This window comes from Vitiosangium sp. GDMCC 1.1324, from assembly GCF_003044305.1.
Classification (GTDB): domain Bacteria; phylum Myxococcota; class Myxococcia; order Myxococcales; family Myxococcaceae; genus Archangium.
In genome coordinates, this window is the sequence record NZ_PZOX01000007.1 from 146,590 (window position 1) to 164,559 (window position 17,970).

General features: G+C 67.3%; 14 protein-coding genes. 9 read left to right on the top strand and 5 right to left on the bottom strand.

The window, feature by feature from the left end; translation table 11 throughout:
- The first annotated feature begins 56 nt into the window (after nt 1-56).
- Nucleotides 57-956, top strand: coding sequence for a LysR family transcriptional regulator (locus tag DAT35_RS21740; RefSeq protein WP_108069027.1), 900 nt, complete (start codon nt 57-59; stop codon nt 954-956).
- Nucleotides 957-1,003: 47 nt separating this feature from the next.
- Here DAT35_RS21740 and DAT35_RS21745 read toward each other — a convergent pair whose 3' ends face one another.
- On the bottom strand, nt 1,004-3,946 hold the full coding sequence (locus DAT35_RS21745; RefSeq protein WP_108069028.1) for a hypothetical protein: 2,943 nt from the start codon (nt 3,944-3,946) through the stop codon (nt 1,004-1,006).
- Nucleotides 3,947-4,104: 158 nt separating this feature from the next.
- Between DAT35_RS21745 and DAT35_RS21750 the strand changes: the two genes are divergently transcribed.
- The 3 genes from DAT35_RS21750 to DAT35_RS21760 are packed head-to-tail and all read left to right on the top strand — an operon-like array spanning nt 4,105 to nt 7,396.
- Nucleotides 4,105-5,580, top strand: coding sequence for a sensor histidine kinase (locus tag DAT35_RS21750; RefSeq protein WP_233261657.1), 1,476 nt, complete (start codon nt 4,105-4,107; stop codon nt 5,578-5,580).
- Between the two features lie 4 nt (nt 5,581-5,584).
- A complete protein-coding gene (locus DAT35_RS21755) occupies nt 5,585-6,241 on the top strand; it encodes a response regulator transcription factor (RefSeq protein ID WP_108069030.1) in 657 nt (218 codons plus the stop codon).
- Nucleotides 6,242-6,301: 60 nt separating this feature from the next.
- Nucleotides 6,302-7,396 carry a pre-peptidase C-terminal domain-containing protein gene (locus tag DAT35_RS21760; RefSeq protein WP_146209824.1) on the top strand — a complete coding sequence of 365 codons (1,095 nt, stop codon included), beginning with the start codon at nt 6,302-6,304 and terminating at the stop codon, nt 7,394-7,396.
- A 46-nt stretch (nt 7,397-7,442) separates the two neighbouring features.
- Here DAT35_RS21760 and DAT35_RS21765 read toward each other — a convergent pair whose 3' ends face one another.
- A complete protein-coding gene (locus DAT35_RS21765; protein ID WP_108069032.1) occupies nt 7,443-8,081 on the bottom strand; it encodes a hypothetical protein in 639 nt (212 codons plus the stop codon).
- Between the two features lie 258 nt (nt 8,082-8,339).
- Here DAT35_RS21765 and DAT35_RS21770 point away from each other — a divergent pair, with 258 nt between their 5' ends.
- Both DAT35_RS21770 and DAT35_RS21775 read left to right on the top strand, forming a co-directional pair.
- Nucleotides 8,340-9,578: a hypothetical protein gene (locus DAT35_RS21770; RefSeq protein WP_158501818.1), complete on the top strand. Its 1,239-nt coding sequence runs from the start codon at nt 8,340-8,342 to the stop codon at nt 9,576-9,578.
- A gap of 217 nt (nt 9,579-9,795) precedes the next feature.
- Nucleotides 9,796-12,909 carry a sensor histidine kinase gene (locus DAT35_RS21775; protein ID WP_108069034.1) on the top strand — a complete coding sequence of 1,038 codons (3,114 nt, stop codon included), beginning with the start codon at nt 9,796-9,798 and terminating at the stop codon, nt 12,907-12,909.
- A gap of 54 nt (nt 12,910-12,963) precedes the next feature.
- Here the strand turns inward: DAT35_RS21775 and DAT35_RS59055 are convergent, their stop codons facing one another.
- Nucleotides 12,964-13,926: a lipase family protein gene (locus DAT35_RS59055; protein WP_158501819.1), complete on the bottom strand. Its 963-nt coding sequence runs from the start codon at nt 13,924-13,926 to the stop codon at nt 12,964-12,966.
- A 297-nt stretch (nt 13,927-14,223) separates the two neighbouring features.
- Between DAT35_RS59055 and DAT35_RS59060 the strand changes: the two genes are divergently transcribed.
- Nucleotides 14,224-14,508: a hypothetical protein gene (locus DAT35_RS59060; protein WP_158501820.1), complete on the top strand. Its 285-nt coding sequence runs from the start codon at nt 14,224-14,226 to the stop codon at nt 14,506-14,508.
- Nucleotides 14,509-14,666: 158 nt separating this feature from the next.
- On the opposite strand, the gene DAT35_RS21785 is transcribed toward DAT35_RS59060, so the two are convergent.
- Together DAT35_RS21785 and DAT35_RS21790 are read right to left on the bottom strand one after the other, a co-directional pair.
- The gene (locus DAT35_RS21785; protein ID WP_108069036.1) at nt 14,667-15,917 is read right to left on the bottom strand and encodes a cytochrome c family protein; all 1,251 of its coding nucleotides are present in this window, start codon (nt 15,915-15,917) and stop codon (nt 14,667-14,669) included.
- Between the two features lie 21 nt (nt 15,918-15,938).
- Complete coding sequence (locus DAT35_RS21790) at nt 15,939-16,517, bottom strand: hypothetical protein (RefSeq protein ID WP_108069037.1); 579 nt, start codon at nt 16,515-16,517, stop codon at nt 15,939-15,941.
- Between the two features lie 180 nt (nt 16,518-16,697).
- On the opposite strand from DAT35_RS21790, the gene DAT35_RS21795 reads away from it, so the two are divergent.
- Entirely contained in the window at nt 16,698-17,783 is a 1,086-nt protein-coding gene (locus DAT35_RS21795) for a PEP/pyruvate-binding domain-containing protein (protein ID WP_233261624.1), read from the top strand.
- Nucleotides 17,784-17,810: 27 nt separating this feature from the next.
- Entirely contained in the window at nt 17,811-17,951 is a 141-nt protein-coding gene (locus DAT35_RS60840; RefSeq protein WP_233261625.1) for a PEP-utilizing enzyme, read from the top strand.
- Nucleotides 17,952-17,970 lie beyond the last annotated feature (19 nt).

The following is a 17,970-nucleotide window of genomic DNA, read 5'->3' on the forward strand; positions in this document are numbered from 1 at the left end:
CATCCTTCACGACCAATATATCTTTTGATGCCCATCGAGACGGATATCGTCTGGATATGGAATTCCGTCAGCTCCAGCTCTTCGTCGCCGTGGCGGAGGAGCTGCACTTCGGTCGCGCCGCGGCGCGCGTGGGCATGGCCCAGCCGCCCTTCAGCCAGCAGATTCGTCGGCTGGAGGGTGAGCTGGGAGTCGAGCTGCTCGCGCGCACGAGCCGGCGCGTGGCGCTGACTCCCGCGGGCGCGCGGCTGCTGGAGGAGGCTCGAGAGCTGCTGGCCCGTCGCGCCGACGTCGTCAGCAACGTGCAGCGGGCCGCGCAGGGAATGACGGGCACCTTGCGCGTGGGCTTCGCCGCGTCCTCCGCGTTCGGCGTGCTGCCCGACATCGTGCTGCGCTTCCGCGCCCGCTTTCCCGAGGTGAAGCTGGAGCTGGATGACCGCGAGGCACTGAACGTCGGCGCCGCGCTGATCTCCGGCGAGCTGGACCTGGCCATCGTCCGCGCCCCCTTCCGGTACGAGGGGCTCACCGTCGAGCGGCTGCTGCGGGAGCGCTTCGTGCTCGCTCTCCCGGCCCGACATCCACGGACCCGTCAGCGCCTGGTCGCGCTGTCCTCGCTCGCGGGCGAGCCGTTCGTCCTGTTTCCCCGGCGGTCGGCGCCGGGCCTGCACGACACCGTGACGAGCATGTGTCTGGCCGCGGGCTTCTCCCCGAACATCGTCCAGGAGGCGAGCTCGTGGCCCTCCGTCATCGGCATGGTGGAGGCGGGCCTGGGGCTCACCCTCGCGCCGAAGTCCGCGCAGGCGCTCAAGCCCCAGGGCGTCGTGTTCCGCCCCCTGAGCGGAGCGCCGGGCTATGCCGAGCTGGTGGTCGCGTTTCCCGGGCAGCGTCCCTCCCCCGCGGCACAGCACTTCCGCGCGCTTGCACACGAGGCCATGTCCGCGCGGTCCGACTCGAGCTGAAACAGGACTCATGGCCAGGGGCTCGGGAGCGCTTGGGCTCATCACTCCTAGTCGAAGCTCAGCCCGAACGTGTGCAATGGCTTCAGCCCGTCATCGAACCGGTGTGCGAACTGGTAATAGAAGCTGAGCGGGAAGTATCCGCCGATGTTGAGGCGGAAGAACGCGGCCCCGCCGGCAACGCGGTGCCAGCGTCTTTCGGTGTTGTCGGCGGTCAGGGCGGCCTGGGCGAAGCCTTCCAGGTCCAGCTCACGGAAGTGCACCGATGGAAAGAGGTACACCAGTGAGGACCATCCCTGGTCGATGATCAGCGGCACCCTGTAGCGCACTCCACCGACTGCCACGTGATTGACGAACAGGGAGAAGTCTTCGTAGCCGCGAAGCGGCTCCTTGAAGGTCGCACCTGGTGGAAGAAAGATGTCCCGTGGCTCCTGAGGCGCGGCGGCCCCGATGTTGACCAGGCTCATTCCCTGGGCGAACCCCCCGAGCTGAAGCAGCTCCTGACTCGAGCCCGGCATGGCTCGTGCCGCCACCGAGAGCTGCAACTCGTCGCGCCGCAGGAGGGGAAGTGGCAGGAAGACGGTCATCTCCCCGCGTAGATCGAACAGGCCCTCCGTGCTCACCCGGGCAGGGAACGCCGCACCGGACACGGAGAGGATGAGTCCGCGGCGATTCACATACGTGGTCGAATCCACCGCCGTATAGCCCGCCGAGAGCCGGGGCCCGACCAGACGCACGTGCCGGGAGGGTGCACTCTCCGTCGCGTCGAGTGTCCGGTCGAGGAACTCCCCCCCGAACTGCACGTTGATGGAGTTCCACCAGGACCTCGAAGCGGAGATGCTCGCCGTCCAGTCGAGCAGGGGGCCATCGGTGTTTCGGCCGCCGCTCACGTCCAGGTACCACGGCGCGAGCTGGTAGTTGCCATAGCTCAGCGACAGGCCCGTCCGCGTGTTCTCCGAGTCGAAGGTGAACTGGGCGAGGTAGTTGTGGATTCCGAGCCGGTCCGCCCCCTGAAGCCGTGCCATGCCAACGACGCGGTTCCACCGCACTGACCCGTCTGGCGCCCGCGTGTTCCACAGGCCGATGAGGGGCAGGCGTACCGTTGGGCGGAACAGCCCGTCCAGCGGCCAGTACGGCTCGTCGGAGAGGACCTCCACCTCAGGATGCGTGTCGCTCGGCATGGCGCCACTCGCGCCGAGCACCATGGACAACACCGTGGCACGGATGCTCCCCGGGCCCGAGACCGCCGGGGGCGGAGTCGGGGGCGTGGAGGAGGGAAGGGCGATCTCGTCCAGAGACCAGCCCAGGCCCTCCCGGTTCAGGAGGAGCACTCGGGACCCATCGAGCGGCGAGGGATCCAGCGCGATCCAGGGCGCGTCGCTGAGTCTCTGGATGTGCCGGTCCTCGAGATCGAGCAGATGGACCTGGGAGAGCTCCTCGTGCTCGCGGAGGAACACCAGCCGGTGCTCATCCACCCAGCGCGCCCCGAGGTTGAAGCGGCCGTCGAAGGTGAGCTGCTCGAGCGCGCCGTCCGGTCCGCGGACGAAGAGGTCGAAGCCACGCCCCGTCCAGCGGGAGAAGGAGATGCGGTCGCCCGTGGGCGAATACGCTGGCGCCGCGAGCGACTCCGTCCCGGTGAAGTTCGTCAGGGACGTGTGCGCCCCGGTCGCGAGCTCCAGCTTCACGAGGTTGGCGGTGTCTCCCTTCACCTCGACGTAGACGTACGACGAGCCATCCGGGTGGACCGTGCCACCGACGCCCTCGATTCCGTCCCAGACCTGGGCCACCTCTCCGGTCCTCGTGTCCACCTTCCAGAGCCGGGCGGTGAAGTCCCCCAGCTCGGAGAAGTCGGCGCTGACGAAGAACAGCCAGCGGCCATCGGCGGTGAAGGTCATGCCGCTCGTCGCCGTGGGCCCGGCGGCAATCCAACGGCGCCCGGGAAGAACGGGCGTCAGGGTCCGCTCGAAGCGGACGGCCCCCGACCGCTCACGGATGCGCAGGGTGGCCGGCGCGTCCAGGTCGGAGCGGATGATCGCCACCGCGCCATCCGCGGGCGACACGGCGATCCGGGCTTCACTTCCGAGCGAGGCCTCCAGCACGCGCTGCTCCGCGGGGCGTGTGCGCGGGTGGAAGGTCTCGGCGAGCTCCTGGTTGTAATCCTCGAGGAGCGCTTCGATGGTCTTGCCGTACACCGTCGAGAACCGCAGCGTCACCCCGAGGATGGAGAAGATGGAGTGACCCTGGAGATCGATCAGCTCCCAGAGTTTCTCCTCGCCGTACTTCCGGGCGAGGAAGTCGATGAAGTAGCTCCCGGCGAGGTAGGGCCCGTTGGGAACGTCGCGGGCCCCGAGCAGGTCTCCGGCGCTGATGCGGCCTCCGCGCTGCTGGAGGAAGGATCGGTACCACCCGCGCCACATCGGGCTGTTCGGACGCCCCAGTCCCTCCGCGAAGGAAGCTTCGTACCAGGTGGCCAGTCCCTCGCTGAACCAGGCGTCCAGCGCGGCATTGGGTGACCAGACGTTGCCGGCGACCGAGTTGACCACGCTCCACAGTCCGTTCGTCTGCTGCAGGTGCACGTAGTGAACCGCCTCGTGGCAGGCGACTGCCTCCATGTGCGTCAACGGGACGCCGAGGAGCGTGATCTGCTCCGCATTCACGGATGTGCCCAGCACCATGTGTTCGAACAACCCGAGCGCGGCCGGTTGCACGTACGCGTTGTTGAGCACGGCGGGAGTCAGGTAGATCACGGGCTTGGCTCTCCCGGACCCGCTCCGGGCATGCGCCTGCAAGGGCTTCAGGCACCGCTCCAGCCTCGCCACGAGCCGGTAGGCATTCTCCTTCTGGCTCGCCACGTAGTACACGTCGAGATCCGGGGTCTCGAGCTTGCGAACGTCCTCGTGTGCGAAGCGGGTCGCCACGTGCTGCTGGAATCTGGGCCCGGCGCAGCCGAGCGCGCCGAGGAACAGGAGACTGGTGAAAAGCAATCGGTTCATGGGGAGCTGACCTCTTCCGGCCTGCTGCGCACCCTGCCAGTGCCGGTGAGGCCGCACATCGGGCCCGGGCCGGGCCGCCACTCCGTCTGGAGGCGGAGTGCCGCATCCGCCCGGAGACCGTGGGCGGCCCGGCGCTCGCGTGGCAAGCTCCCGCCGTGATGCATTCCGTCCGTCCATGGCACCGCCTCCAATGGAGGCTGACGCTCGCCTATGCAGGGGCGACGCTCGGGGCCACGGTGCTGATCTTCTTCGTGCTGCTCATGGGGCTGGGCTACCTCCTGCTCCACACCGATCTCCCGGTCATCGGGATGGCGGAGGAAGCGCAGAAGATCGCGTCGCGGCTGGCACCAGCGCTGGAGTCGCGCCCTCCCGATGTGGCGACCCTGGAGGGCCAGATCGCGAAGGAGTTCGCTCGGGCCCGGTCCACCGACCTTCCTCAGGGTCCACTCGAGGTGAAGCTGGAAGTCGCGGGTCCTCGCCAGGGCGTCGCGCGCGTGGTCGACTCCGCCGGTGGCGAGGTGCTGACGCTCTCGGTCGAGCCGGAGGGCCTCGTCCGGAGCGCGGCGTTGGCGCGCACCGCCGAGGAAACGGTCCTGCTCGAGCGGGCCTTGAGCGGAGCGAGCGAGCCCGAGCGTCTGGCTTCCCGTGGCGAGGACGGCGACAGCTGCTTCGCCGCCCCCATCCGGAGCCAGGACGGCCGGGTGCTCGGGGCCGTGGTGGTGCGGCTCGATGCTCCCTTTGGGATGGGCGACTTCGCCGCGGCCGCGGTGAGGGTGATCGCCTCCAGCGGGGTGATGCTCGCCCTGCTCAGCGGGCTGGCCAGCCTGCTGTTCGGCGCGTTCATCACGCGCCGGCTCGTCCGCCGTCTTCAGCCGATGATCGACGCGACCGGCGCCTGGGCTCGAGGGGATTTCGAGGCGGTGGCCCGGGTGCCGGGAGGGGACGAGCTCGCGGCGTTGGCCGAGCATCTCAACCAGATGGCTGGCGAGCTGAGGACCCTGGTGGCGTTGCGCCAGGAGCTTGCCGCGAGCGAAGAGCGCAACCGCCTCGCGCGCGACCTCCATGACACGGTGAAACAGCGGCTGTTCGCCACCGCCATGCAGCTCGGCGCCGCCCGGACGCTGCTCCCGCGCAACCTGGAGAAGGCCGAGGCCCACCTGGCGCAGGCCAGCGAGCTGGTGGGAGGGTCGCAGCGCGACTTGATGGCCATCCTGCGGCAGCTTCGACCTTCTGCTCAACGGGAGTCCTGGACGGTGCAGCTGTCCCGCGAGGTGGAGACCTGGTCCAGGCGCACCGGCATCAGTGCCGAGACGCGCCTGTCCGAAGACGCCTTGCCCGCGCCTGTCGCCGAGGCCCTCACCCGGATCGTCCAGGAGGGCCTGGCCAACATCGCGCGCCACAGTGGGGCATCGCTCGCGCGGGTGTCGCTCGAGCGCGCCGGTGCGTCGCGGTACACCCTCGAAATCGAGGACAATGGCCGGGGGTTGCCGGCCACCCGCTCGGGCGGCATGGGCCTGGACATCATGCGTGAGCGGGCCGAGGCGCTTCCGGGGGGAAGTTTCTCACTCGGGTCCGGGGAGCGAAAGGGCGTCCGGCTCCAGGTGACCTTCAAGGCCCAGGCAGACGGGAGCTGAACCCATGTCCTCTTCGATCACCGTCCTCATCATCGATGACCACACTGTCGTCCGGCAGGGCGTGCGCGCACTGCTCGGGGCGCAGGAGGACATCGAGGTCGTGGGCGAGGCGAGCTCCGGCGAACAGGCCCTCGAGCTGGCGCGCGAGCATGCACCCGACGTGGCATTGATGGACCTGCTGATGCCCGGCATCGGCGGCATCGAAGCGACACGGCGGCTGAAGGAGGTGAGCCCGCGCACCCAGATCCTGATGCTGACCTCGTACCACGAGGACGAACACATCCTCCCGGCACTCCGGGCCGGAGCGCTCTCGTACCTCCTCAAGGACGCGAGCGCCGACGAGCTGGTCCAGGCGGTACGCAAGGCTGCCAGCGGCGAGGCCACCCTCTCTCCGCAGGTCGCGAGCCAGGTCGTTCGCTCGCTGCGCCAGCCCACCCGGGAACGGGAGATCCTCCCTCTTCATTCCGAGCTGAGCGAGCGGGAGCGGGAGGTGCTGCTGCTCGTCGCGGACGGCCTCACCAACACGGACATCGCCCGGCGGCTGGGCATCAGCGAGAAGACGGTGAAGTCCCACGTGAGCAACATCCTCGGAAAGCTCCAGGTGGAAGACCGCACCCAGGCCGCCGCCTTCGCCTGGCGCGAAGGTCTCAAGCAGCGCTGACTTCCCGGGATGAACGAGTCGTTTGATACCTTGATGAGAACGAAGGGGGGACCCTCTCACATGAAGCCAGCTCGATACCTTCTCGTCGCACTCGCGGTGTTTCTCCAGGTCGGTTGCATTCCGGAACCGTCCCCAGTCGATCCTCAGCCAGCGCCGGACGCGGGCTCGACGCAGCCAGACGCGGGCTCGACGCAGCCAGACGCGGGCTCGACGCAGCCGGACGCGGGCTCGACGGACGCGCACGGCAACACGCTCGAGACGGCCTTCCCCCTCGAGTTCGGCACGCTCGTGCAGGGGGAACTCTACACGGGGGACTTCGACTACTTCCGCTTCGAGGCGCAAGCCGGTCACCGCTACCGTGCCCGCGTCGGGGACGGCTCGGCGCGCTACTACAACATCCGGGTGCTGAACCCGGCGCTCGACTGGGTGTGCGACAGCCCGCCCCCCATGTGCACGTTCCAGGCCGCCCAGAGCGGCGTCCATTACATCTATCTCGCGGGTGGAGACGGTACGTACTTCCTTCGGCTCGAGGACGTCACTGACGACACGCACGGTGACACCCGCGAGACCGCCACCGAGGTGGTCGTGGACGAGCCGTTTTCCGGTCAGTTCGACGGGCACTACGACTACGACTACTTCCGCTTCGAAGCCGTGGCGGGACACCGTTATGTCTACAATCCATTGAGCGGCACGTCGACCTCGCACAGCATGTGGCCCCTCTACATCAAACCGGTGACGAGCGGGACGCAGTACATCGAGCTGTTCTCGCTTACGCCCTCGGGAACCTATGTGGTGCGGGTGGAGGACCACGGCTTGGATGACTACGGGGACGGGTACTCCGAGGCCACGCGGGTCGCCCTGGAGACGGATGTCCCGGGCGCCTTCCAGGGCCGCTGGGACACGGACTACTTCTCCTTCACGGCCCAGGCGAAGCACAGCTATCGCATCCGCATCGCGGATGGCAGCTCCACGGGGCACGAGTTCCGGGTCATGCGGCCGGACCCCACCCCTGTCTCCTCGAGCACGACGTATGGGTCGAGCAGCTCGGGCTCGCTGATGCTCACGCTTCCGTACGACAACACGTATTACATCGAGGCCCGTGCCGGCGACGTGGGCGGTACCTACGTCCTCCACATCACCGACCTCGGGCCCTGACACGGCCCGGGCCACGACTCGCGGGCCCGGACAGCGCGCCCCTCCCTCAGTTCTCCAGGAAGACGGTGTTGGGACCGAGCATGGTTCCCCCAATCACCGTTCCCGAGGGGACATTGTCGACTTTCTGGTACGCGCTGAACGGCACGTAGGGCCCGTTCGAGTAGCACGCCATCCTCGTGTTGTCGCAGGTGGCCAGGTTACCGGCATCCACCCCCGACCAGAGGCTCTTGACGGCGCCCGTCCAGAAATAGATGCGCTGAATCGGATAGGTCGGGGCGATGTACCGGATGACGGTCCCCAGGTCGATGAAGGCATACGTTTCGCTGGGGTTCTTGTAGAGGCACAGCTGCCGGCCCGTGAAGCCCACCTGGTCGAACAGCCAGAGGCTCGAGCCGGCGCACCCGCTGTCGATGATCAGATTGGCCATGAGCTGGCGTGGCGTTCCACTCTGGAGCTGCCGGAGGTACTCCTCCCGGGCCTCCATCTGGGCCTGCTGCTCCTCCCGGGTGATGTACACCGTCTCCTGAGTGAGGGCCCCGTCCGGCTGCTGCCGGATGATGGTCTGGGAGATGAGCCCCTCCGAGTCCGCCGGGGGCTCGTCCTGGGACACGTCCTCCTGCGGCCCTCCACAACCCCAGCCCAGACCGACGGCACTCAGCAGCAACCACGCACCTGAACGCATCATGCAAGCTCTCCTGTCTCTCGAGGTGCCCGGGCAACGAACGAGCGGGCGGGCCGGGATTTTGCGTAGACCTGTCATTCAATTGCAAACGTTCCGGACCTTCATTTGAAGGCGGACCCGCGTAGCGCGAATTTTCGGTGGCCATGGGAACGAGCGTTGCAGCGCACCCGCTCGGCACGGAGTGGACTCGAGCCCCTCGCCTGAGCGCCCAGGTCCCGGTGGAACGGAACATTCCGACATCCGTGAATACGGAGAGGGCGGGTGCGTCCCCTTCGCATGCTCAAGACACTGCGAGGTTTTCTGGGGGTGGCCCTGGCCGCCTGGGGGTCGGCGTCTGCCTTGGCGCAGGAGCCGACTGCTGCTGCTCTACCCATGCCGTTGATTGCCATTGATAGCGGGGGCTCGAAAGTCGTCCTCGTCGACCAGGAGGGCTCGCGCGTCCTCGTGGACTGTGAGTACGCCGAGGACCGCCGGATGCTGGGCGGGCCGGATCGGGGGAAGATCTACCGCAAGACGGAGGGGTGCTCGCTCTGGTCTCTCGCCGTGCATCCGCCGACGGGAAGGTGGATGGTGGCGGCCTCGGTGCCGGGGGACGGCCAATTTGGGAGCCGGATGGTGCGCTTCACCGTGGCGGGCCGCGACATCGCCACCCCGAAGACGAAGGACGGGAAGGCCATGGGCGGGACTCTGCTCATCATGGGGGACCTGGAGGGCGTCGTGGCCACGACCTCGGGGATTGCGGAGACGTGGAACACCCAGCAGCTCCTGTTCGCCCAGATGCCCACGCTGTTCACGGAGGACGGCTCGCGCGTCCTCGTCGATATTGGCAATTCCTCCCTGCACGAGTTCTGGAGCTGGAGCTTCTCCCGTCAGCCCGAGGCGGTTCGAGTGCTGCCTCGAGGGATTACCGACACGGCGGGGGCGCCGCTCACCCGTGGGGTGCAGCGCGTCCTGGTGAGGCACCCGCGCGCGGGAGTACGTCTGGCGACGATGGACCCGTCGGGGACAAAGCCGTGGAAGCTGGGACCCGTGATGCGACAGGAGCGGCGTGGGCTGCTCACGCCCTACGTGCTGGGGGACACGCTCGTCTTCTACCGGGAGGGGCAGACTCACGAGGGAGGCTGTGACGAGGACAATCCCGGCACCTATCGGCGGCTCGACCTGAAGACGGGCGAGGAGCGGGTGTGGCGCCGCCACGACGCGTGGTGCTCGAATGACCTCGTCGGGGTCAGTCCCCGGCGGCGGACCGTGTATTTCATCGAAGGGAACTCCTATTGGAATCCCAATCCCCGCCTGTATGAGTACGACGTCGGCCGCGATGCGGTCCGCGAGCTACCCGTCGAGGGGGTGACCAATGTGTACGACGTGAGCTCGGACGGGAGGTTCCTCGCGGTGAAAGGGGGCCCGGGACTCATCGTCCATGACGTTGACACCGGGACGTCCGTCCCCGTGAAGGACATGCTCGGAGCCAAGTCCGCACAGTTCATCGACCCGCGGTGAGCGGAGGGGCCTGCCTCGGGACTTCCGCTTCCGGGGTGCCCCTGGCTATCGGCCGGGCATTCGCTCGGTGGGTGGCTCGTGGTACCCACAGGCATCGCGAGCAGAATCGAGAGGGGATGGTGCGCCAAGGCTCGTGGCTGACGCTGGCGGTGCTGCTTCTGGGGCGCATACTGTCGGGAGCCCCACCGGTTCACCCCCGAGCCCGAAGCAGTCCCCAATGAGTCGAGCCGCCACGTTCCTGCTGCACTTCGCCCTGATGACGGCGTGCCTGTTGCCCTGCACATCGGTCCTCGCCGCCGAGGCGCCGCCGCCCGAGGCCCAATCCCTGGAGCACATGCATCACACGGCGTGGACCGAGCGCGACGGCGCGCCGGGCGATGCCCTGGGCCTCGCGCAGACGCCGGATGGCACGCTGTGGGTCGGCTCTTCGCTCGGCCTGTTCCGCTTCGACGGCGTACGCTTCGAGCTCTACACTGAACCCGACACGGGCCGCCTGCTCACCAACGAAGTGCACCGCCTCTACGTCGGCCGTTCGGGTGAGCTGTGGATCGGCCTGCTCCTGGGCGGCATCTACGAGCTGCGCGAGGGGGTGCTCACGCGCTACGGCCAGAAGGCCGGCCTCTCCCCGAGCACCGTGACCGACTTCGCGCAGGACCTGGATGGCAACGTGTGGGCCTCCACCTCGGGCGGCCTGTACCGCTTCGACGGCCAGCGCTGGCAGATCTTCGAGGAAGGCGGGCTGAAACAGGACAGCAACGTGCAGACCGTGACGGTGGACCCGCGCGGCACGGTGTGGGCGGTCACCTCGCACCAGATTTTCGCGCGGCCGCGCGGCACGGCGCATTTCGCGCCGGTGCCGCTGCCACGCGATGCCGCCAGCGGCGAGCGCAGCATGAAGGGCGGCATCAACGTTTGCGTGGATGGCGCGGGTGAGCCCTGGGTCGCCATCGTGACCGGGGGCCTCATGCCGCTGGCCGACCGCCAGCGATGGTTCGACGGCAAGAGCTTCGGCAGCGCGAGCGCAGAGACGCAGGGCGTGTGCCTGTTCGACCGCCAGGGTGGCGTGTGGATCGCGCTGGAGGAAGGCCTGGCGCGGCTGCCGTCGACGCGCGCGCTGGCCGGGGCGCCAGGGGTCGGGTCGTTCGCGGACGTGCAGCGCACCGGCGCCGCCGTGCGCCTGAGCGGGAGCAGCGTGAACAGCCTGCTCGAAGACCGCGAAGGCAACGTCTGGGTGCTCACCAACGGCGGTATGGACCGCTTCCGCAGGAACAAGGTGGTGCCCGCGCTGCCCGAAGGCCCGCAGTGGCCCAACGTCGCGCTCGCCCCCGCCGCCGACGGCGGGCTGTGGATTGGCACAGCCCACCACGGCCTCTTCCTGCGCGACGCCTCGGGGCAGTTGCTGGGCCCGCTGGACGGCCCGGCGCCGCACACGTCGATCACCGTGCTGCACCGCGACCGTGCGGGCGACCTGTGGATCGGCAAGCTCGGAGAGCTGTGGCGCCTGGCCGGCGGCCAGCCGAAGGGCCGTCTGGAGCGCATCGAGTTGCCCGTCGACCCCGGCAAGCGCCGCGGCGGCGTGCAGGCCATCGCCGAGGACAGCGAGGGCGGCCTGTGGATGTCTTTGCGCGGCCTGGGCGTGCACCGCTGGAAGGACGGCCAATGGAGCGCCAAGGGCGGCGTGGCCGAGCTGCCCAAGGACACGGCGGTGAGCATCGGGGCGGATCCTGCCGGGCGCGTTTGGATCGGCTATTTCGACAACCAGCTCGCCCGCGTGGAGCACGGTCACGCGCAGATGCTGGGTCCGTCCGAGGGCCTGAAGGTCGGCAACGTCGCCGCGCTGCGGCCCTGGGGCGATCGGCTGTGGGTGGGCGGCAACGCGGGCGTGGCACTCCATGCGCAAGGCAGCTTCCGCACCCTGGTGCCTGCGAGCGGCCCCGCCTTGCGCGGCGTGTCCGGCCTCGCGCAGACGGCCGAGGGTGAGCTGTGGATCCACGGTGCGGGAGGCGCGGTGCGCGTGCCGCGCGAGGAGGTGGAGGCCTTCGCGCGCGATCCCACGCATGCCGTGCAGGTGGAGCGCTTCACGGCGGACGACGGGCTGGAGGGCTCACCCGAGCCGCTCGGTCCCATTCCCAGCCTGCTGCAGGGCGAGGACGGCCAACTGTGGCTGCCCACCACCACCAATGTCTTTCGCATCGACCCGCGGCGCATCACGCGCAATTCGCTCGCGCCTGGCGTGCGCATCGGCGCGGTGGCGGCAGCGGGCACGGTCTATGCGGCCAGCGAGGGCCTGCGGCTGCCGGCACGCACCACCGCTTTCGAGATCGACTACACCGCGTTCAGCCTCACCATGCCCGAGCGCGTGCGCTTTCGCTACCAGCTCGAGGGCGTGGACGTGGGCTGGCAGGATGCCGGCAACCGGCGGCGCGCGTTCTACACCAACGTGGGGCCGGGCTCGTACCGCTTCCGCGTGACGGCCGCCAACAACGACGGCGTGTGGAACGACACCGGCGCCGTCTTCACCTTCACGGTGCTGCCCGCCTTCCACCAGACCGTGTGGTTCTACGCGCTGTGCGCGCTGGCCGCCGCGGTGCTGCTGTGGGGCGTCTACCAGCTGCGGCTGCGCCAGGTGGCCGCGCAGTTGCGCGCGCGGCTGGAGGCGCGCGCGCAGGAGCGCGAGCGCATCGCGCGCGAGCTGCACGACACGCTGCTGCAGAGCACGCAGGGCCTCATCCTCGGCATCCAGGGCCTGGCCGCTGAGCTGCCCGAGGCACACCCCACGCGCGGCAAGATCGAGGCGGCGCTGGACCGCGCCGACCAGGTCATGGAGGAAGCGCGTGACCGCGTGCGCGACCTGCGCGCCGAATACACCGCCGACCAGGATCTATCGCAGGTCTTCGCTCAGCTGGGCGAGGAGCTTGCGCGCGAGCGCTCCACGCGCTTCTGCGTGCTCGTCAAAGGCACGCCGCGCGACATGCCGGGCGCCGTGAGCGACGAGGCCTACCGCATCGGACGCGAGGCGCTCCTCAATGCCTTCGCGCATGCGCGGGCCCAGGCCGTCGAGGTGGAGCTCATCTACGAGCCAGGTGCCTTCCTGCTGCGCGTGCGTGACGACGGCACGGGCATCGCCGAGGAGGTATTGGAGCAGGGCTCGCGGCCCGGGCACTGGGGCATCGTGGGCATGCGCGAGCGCGCGCAGCGCCTGGGCGGGCAACTGGAGCTGTGGAGCCGGGCGGGCGCGGGCACCGAGGTGCAGCTGCGCCTGCAGGCGGTGATCGCCTATGCGGCGATGGCAAGGCGCAAGCCTCGGTGGTGGCGCTTCGGCGCGGCGTGAGCGTCGCGCCTCACGCCGGTGAAACGCCCGCCTCTACCTGGAGTCCAGTGTGAGTCACCCCGCCGAGCGCGCTGGCGACTGGGTCCCCGGAGGCGCCCACGTCGCGTTGAGCGCCTGGATGGTGGAGACGGGGATGCCCAGCAGGTACATGTAGTAGAGCGCGCGGTGCTGGTCGTTGACCTCGTCCTCGAAGGCGCCCAGCATGCCCGTCGAGTAGAGCTGTCCGTCCAGCTCGGTGCTGGCGGCGGGCTGCTGGTAGGTGAGGTCGTTGCTCTGGAGCGTGCTCAGGGCCCAGTGGACGGCGGCCTTGCACAGCGGTCCGCACTGAGGCCCGCCCGGATACAGGGACAGGATGGAGGTCAGTCCCTCCTCCGTCCACGCGCGGGGCACCACGTCGAGCGAGTTGTAGTAGCGCGTGGCGCTCGGGAAGGCGGAGTCGAACGAGGTGGCGAAGGAGGGATTGCCGGCGGTGGGCGCGGCGAAGGTGATGGGGAGGACCGTCACGTTGGTGAGCGTGCTCTGGAACCACGCGGCGAGCACGGTGGCTATCTGCCCGCCGAGGCTGTGGCCCGTGACGAGGAGCTGGGTGCCACTCGGGAGTCCCTGGAGGAAGTCGAGCAGGGCACCGCTGCCGGGGCCCACGGAGGAGGACATCGCGTCGATGTTCTTCCACACCTCCAGCGCGCCCTTGGAAATGGCGGCGCCTGAGAAGGACGGCGCGGTGAAGGGCAGGGGCTCCTGCGCACTGACGCTCTTGTCCTGGATGAGGTCCTCGATGCGGTTGAACAGCGTGCCCCGCACCACCACCGCGTACTGCCCCGCCGTGTTGGAGGCGACGTAGACGAGGTCTTCCCCCTTCGTCGCCGGGCCCCACGCCACCTGCCAGCCGCCCTGGAGGGTGTCCGTCATGGCCTGGTTCATCACGGTGAGCCGCCTCGAGTTCGGGTCGAACTGCCCCAGGTACGAGATGGCCGACAGGGTGATGGCGAGCTGTGCTGTGTCGTTCGAGGATGCCATGGGTGCTTCCTTTCGAGGAGAGAAGGTTGCGTCACCCATCGTGCATCGTTTGTGCCCGCCGCGTCTCGCTCCGGGCGCGCCGGGCGCCGTTTCCGGGAGCCCGGGTCGACGCCACCCTCGACGTGTCGGGCCCGACAAGCGGGCACCCTCCGGTACAGGAGCAGGTGGCTCCGTGCCTCCCGCGCGAAGGGGGTTCTCGTGTCGTATGTGACAGAAGCAACAACGATTGCAATTGATGCATGGCGGGTTCGTTATGTCTCGTCGACCCGCACTGACGCGGGCGACCTGGGAGACACGATGAAGAACCTGCGAGGGCTGTTGTGCATGGTGGCGCTGTCTGTTGTCGGCTGCGGAGGCGCTCCGGTGGAGATGGAGGAGGAGACCTCCACGGAGAGCCCGGCGGCGGTGGCACCCGAGGGCGAGGTGTCGCAGGCCGCCTTGACGTGCACGGAGACCTACGGCGAGTGTCGCGTGGGGCAGTGCGAACTGGGCCCGGCCGACCATTTCCAGATCTACACCAAGACGTGTTGCAACGCCGCGGGTGCCTGCACGACCCAGCGCATCCGTCTCTGCGGTTGCTAGAGGCACCATGCTTCGCGACTCACGGAACTGCTGCTCCGTGAGTCGCGGGGATGGCGTGACGGCTCGGCATCCATCCAGATGTAGCGGGAGCCCCGGCTACACAGTAGCCACGGGAACGGGATTGCCAGTCCCAGACATGAGCACAGAGGGGTTTCCGCCTACTCGGGGGCGCCCTGCTCGATCCATGTATGGATCAGATCGATCTCCTCGTCGGGAATGGGCGGGAAGCCCAGGGGCATGCCCATCACCGCCGAGTCATAGTGCCCGTCCAGCTCGGCGTGACGGGCGAGGAGGCTGGCGATCAGCCGGGGCGTCCCGTCCTCCAGCCGATCCGGGAACCCGCGGAACTGTCCATCACGCTTGACTCCACGGAGGATACCCTCCCGCGTGGCGAGATCGAGCAAGACGCCGTTGTAGCCAAATCCGCCTGTGTTGCCTGGACCTTTGTCACCCGGCCGGTTCCTGTCGGAGTGGCAGTGAAAGCAGAGGTGGCGCGAGAGCTTCTGCGCGACCTCCGGGTAATGCACCTCGCGCTCGAGCAGTCGTGGCTTGTACGCGGGACGCGGCACGGCAACATGCTCGGGCAGCGGCTCACTCAGGAAGGCGACCAGATCCTCAACCTCCTTCGGAGTGAATTGAAAGGAGGGCATCTCGGTATCGGGGAGGATCCGTTGCGGATCGACCAGCCAGCTCCGCAGTTGCGAGAGTGACATGCGGCTGCGCACATACCGCAGATCAGGGGCTCGCCTCCGGGCCGAGGGGCTGCGGAACTCCGGAGCACCGTAGCGCAGGGCCGCGAGCGGAGAGTCTCCGCGGTAGTGACACCTCGCGCACTGGCTCCTCTCGTAGAGCGCTCGCCCGGCCACCGCATCACCTCGCGGGGGCTCCCCGGACTCCTCCTCGGTCACCGCGAAGAAATCAGCGATGAGCGCGGCCTCCCGCGGACCGATCTTCAGCTTGGGCATGGTGGCCCCATAGAGGGGCCTCACCGCATGCGGCGCCTGGAGCCAACCCATGAGCCAGCTCCTCTTGACCCGCTGGCCGAGCGAGCCGAGGTCAGGGGTCCGCACCAGGTGCGTGAGGTGCTGCTTCCACTGCTCGACGTGCGCTTCCTGATACCAGAAATCGAGCCGCCCGGCGGTGATGGCCTGGTGGCAGGTGACACAGTTCTCGCTCAGGGGCGCCGATGTCGGCTCGATGCCGGGCACCACGTGGCACCGATTGCACTGGAAGTGCTCCACGGCGTCCCGCGCCCCCTCGATCGAGCGCTTCGTAGGCGCGAGGAGCCTCGTGGGCAGGCGCAGGGCCAGCACATCGGCATCGCGGGCCAGCACGAAGCCGACACCGGCCGTCACCATCAGGAGCGCGGAGCCGGCCAGGTAAGCGAGCGAGAGGGAGCGAGAGGCCATGAGAGAACTTTCGGAAGCAGCTCAGTCGTACGGGTCGCCTCCGAACTCGATGCCCGAGGGCCCACAGAGTGCGGGGAGAACCACCAACTCACGGGCCAGATCTACCCCTCCCGCCAGAACCACCGACGTGAACACCAGCGCCGCGAGGGCGACCGTCCTATCGCCGTCAAACAACTTCTGGTCCCACTTCCGGAAGAGCACGGCCTGCAGGACGAAGACCACCGTGGGACTGGCCATCAACACCCAGAGCATCGAGCGGTTCGTCAAACACTCGGACATGGCGTGCGCGCTGAGGTTGAGGACGGGACCACCGGCTGTGACCGTGGCCAACAGCAGGAGCAGACACGCGCCGACGAGCAAGAAGAAGAACCGGCGGGCCCATGACGATCCGGCCGGCGACGCGGTGGCGGGGCCCCACACGTTCGCGATGACCACGCGGTTCAAGAACACCGCGCCCATGGTCCAGAGAAACAAGTCGAGCCAGAAGGTGTTCGAGGTGAAGATAGCGCTGGAGTCCATCGAGTTGCTGCAGGCCAGCGCATGCAACGGCCAGAGGGCCGAGGCGAACAGCACGACAAGGACGAGAGCGCGGGAAATCATCGCCAAAGTCTAGCAGGCATTCCCTGCTGCTGGAAGCGGAACGCTCTCGAGGAACTTCTGCCCTCCCATGGGGTGAGCTCGATGCCGAGACTCGCGTTATAGTGGCGCCCTTCGGCAAGGGGACGTGATGATCCCTCAAAGCAAACAAGCGGCCTTCGCCCGGTCAAAGGAGGTAAACAGATGAGTTCCTATGTGCTTGGTTTTCGGGACATCGACAAAACAAAAATCTCGGTGATTGGGGGGAAGGGCGCGAACCTGGGAGAAATCTCCAAGATTGAAGGCCTGTGCGTGCCAGATGGCTTTTGTATTTCGACTGACGCCTTCAAAAGAATCATGGGGGAAAGGTCGTCGATCGACGAATTAATGGATCAGTTGTCGCTTCTCGAGGTGGAAGACCGGGAACGAATCAGTGAACTCAGCGGTGAGATTCGCCGGATCATCGAAGGGATGGCCATCCCTGGAGACATTCAGGACGAGCTCACCCGCCAGCTCTCCAGGCTGGGAGAAGACAATGCCTATGCAGTCCGCTCCAGCGCGACGGCGGAGGATTTGCCGACGGCCTCCTTTGCAGGCCAGCAGGACACGTATTTGAACGTGATTGGAAAGACGGCCATCCTCGAGCACGTCAGCAAGTGCTGGGCATCGTTGTTTACCGAGCGGGCAGTCACCTACCGCCTTCAAAACGGCTTCGACCACCGCAAAGTCCACATGGCTGTGGTGGTTCAGAAGATGATTTTCCCGCAGGCGAAAGATGACAGCTCTTTGGATGAGTTGGTCGAGCTCGAAGGTGGACAGGAAGTTCGAGACGCCATCTATGCTTATCTCGACAAATACGGAATGCGATGTGCCGGAGAAATCGATATTACTCGAACTCGCTGGAGCGAAAAGCCAACGACACTCGTTCCCTTGATTCTCAGTAACATCAAGAACTTCGAGCCTCATGCCGGCAGTCGGAGATTCGAACAAGGGCGACAGGAAGCCTTGAAAAAAGAACAAGAGTTGTTGGCTCGACTGAGGCAATTGCCGGATGGCGAGCAAAAAGCCGAAGAAACCAAACAAAAGATCAGCCTCATCCGGAATTTCAGCGGCTATCGCGAATATCCCAAATACGGGATCGTCAATCGCTACTTCGTCTACAAGCAGGCTTTGCTGAAAGAAGCCGAACGACTCGTCCAAGCCAACGTGATTCGTGAACAAGAAGATGTCTACTACCTCAGTTTTGAGGAAATTCACGAAGTCGTTCGCACGCATGAGCTGGATGGCTAGATCATCAGCGATCGAAAGAACGAGTAGATGACCCATGGCGCAGTCATCGCACGCGAATATGGCTTACCAGCAGTTGTCGGAGTGGAGAACGCCACCAATCTGATCAAGGATGGGCAACGAATTCGCGTACATGGAACAGAAGGGTACGTGGAAATCCTTCCAGGATGAAGAGGGGATGGCCCGGACG

What these genes read in the sequence shown, in the direction of transcription:
- DAT35_RS21740 (WP_108069027.1), top strand. Translation starts at nt 57, where the DNA reads ATGGAATTCCGTCAGCTCCAGCTCTTCGTCGCCGTGGCGGAGGAGCTG.
- DAT35_RS21745 (WP_108069028.1), bottom strand. Translation starts at nt 3,946, where the DNA reads ATGAACCGATTGCTTTTCACCAGTCTCCTGTTCCTCGGCGCGCTCGGC.
- DAT35_RS21750 (WP_233261657.1), top strand. Translation starts at nt 4,105, where the DNA reads ATGCATTCCGTCCGTCCATGGCACCGCCTCCAATGGAGGCTGACGCTC.
- DAT35_RS21755 (WP_108069030.1), top strand. Translation starts at nt 5,585, where the DNA reads ATGTCCTCTTCGATCACCGTCCTCATCATCGATGACCACACTGTCGTC.
- DAT35_RS21760 (WP_146209824.1), top strand. Translation starts at nt 6,302, where the DNA reads ATGAAGCCAGCTCGATACCTTCTCGTCGCACTCGCGGTGTTTCTCCAG.
- DAT35_RS21765 (WP_108069032.1), bottom strand. Translation starts at nt 8,081, where the DNA reads ATGATGCGTTCAGGTGCGTGGTTGCTGCTGAGTGCCGTCGGTCTGGGC.
- DAT35_RS21775 (WP_108069034.1), top strand. Translation starts at nt 9,796, where the DNA reads ATGAGTCGAGCCGCCACGTTCCTGCTGCACTTCGCCCTGATGACGGCG.
- DAT35_RS59055 (WP_158501819.1), bottom strand. Translation starts at nt 13,926, where the DNA reads ATGGCATCCTCGAACGACACAGCACAGCTCGCCATCACCCTGTCGGCC.
- DAT35_RS59060 (WP_158501820.1), top strand. Translation starts at nt 14,224, where the DNA reads ATGAAGAACCTGCGAGGGCTGTTGTGCATGGTGGCGCTGTCTGTTGTC.
- DAT35_RS21785 (WP_108069036.1), bottom strand. Translation starts at nt 15,917, where the DNA reads ATGGCCTCTCGCTCCCTCTCGCTCGCTTACCTGGCCGGCTCCGCGCTC.
- DAT35_RS21790 (WP_108069037.1), bottom strand. Translation starts at nt 16,517, where the DNA reads ATGATTTCCCGCGCTCTCGTCCTTGTCGTGCTGTTCGCCTCGGCCCTC.
- DAT35_RS21795 (WP_233261624.1), top strand. Translation starts at nt 16,698, where the DNA reads ATGAGTTCCTATGTGCTTGGTTTTCGGGACATCGACAAAACAAAAATC.
- DAT35_RS60840 (WP_233261625.1), top strand. Translation starts at nt 17,811, where the DNA reads ATGACCCATGGCGCAGTCATCGCACGCGAATATGGCTTACCAGCAGTT.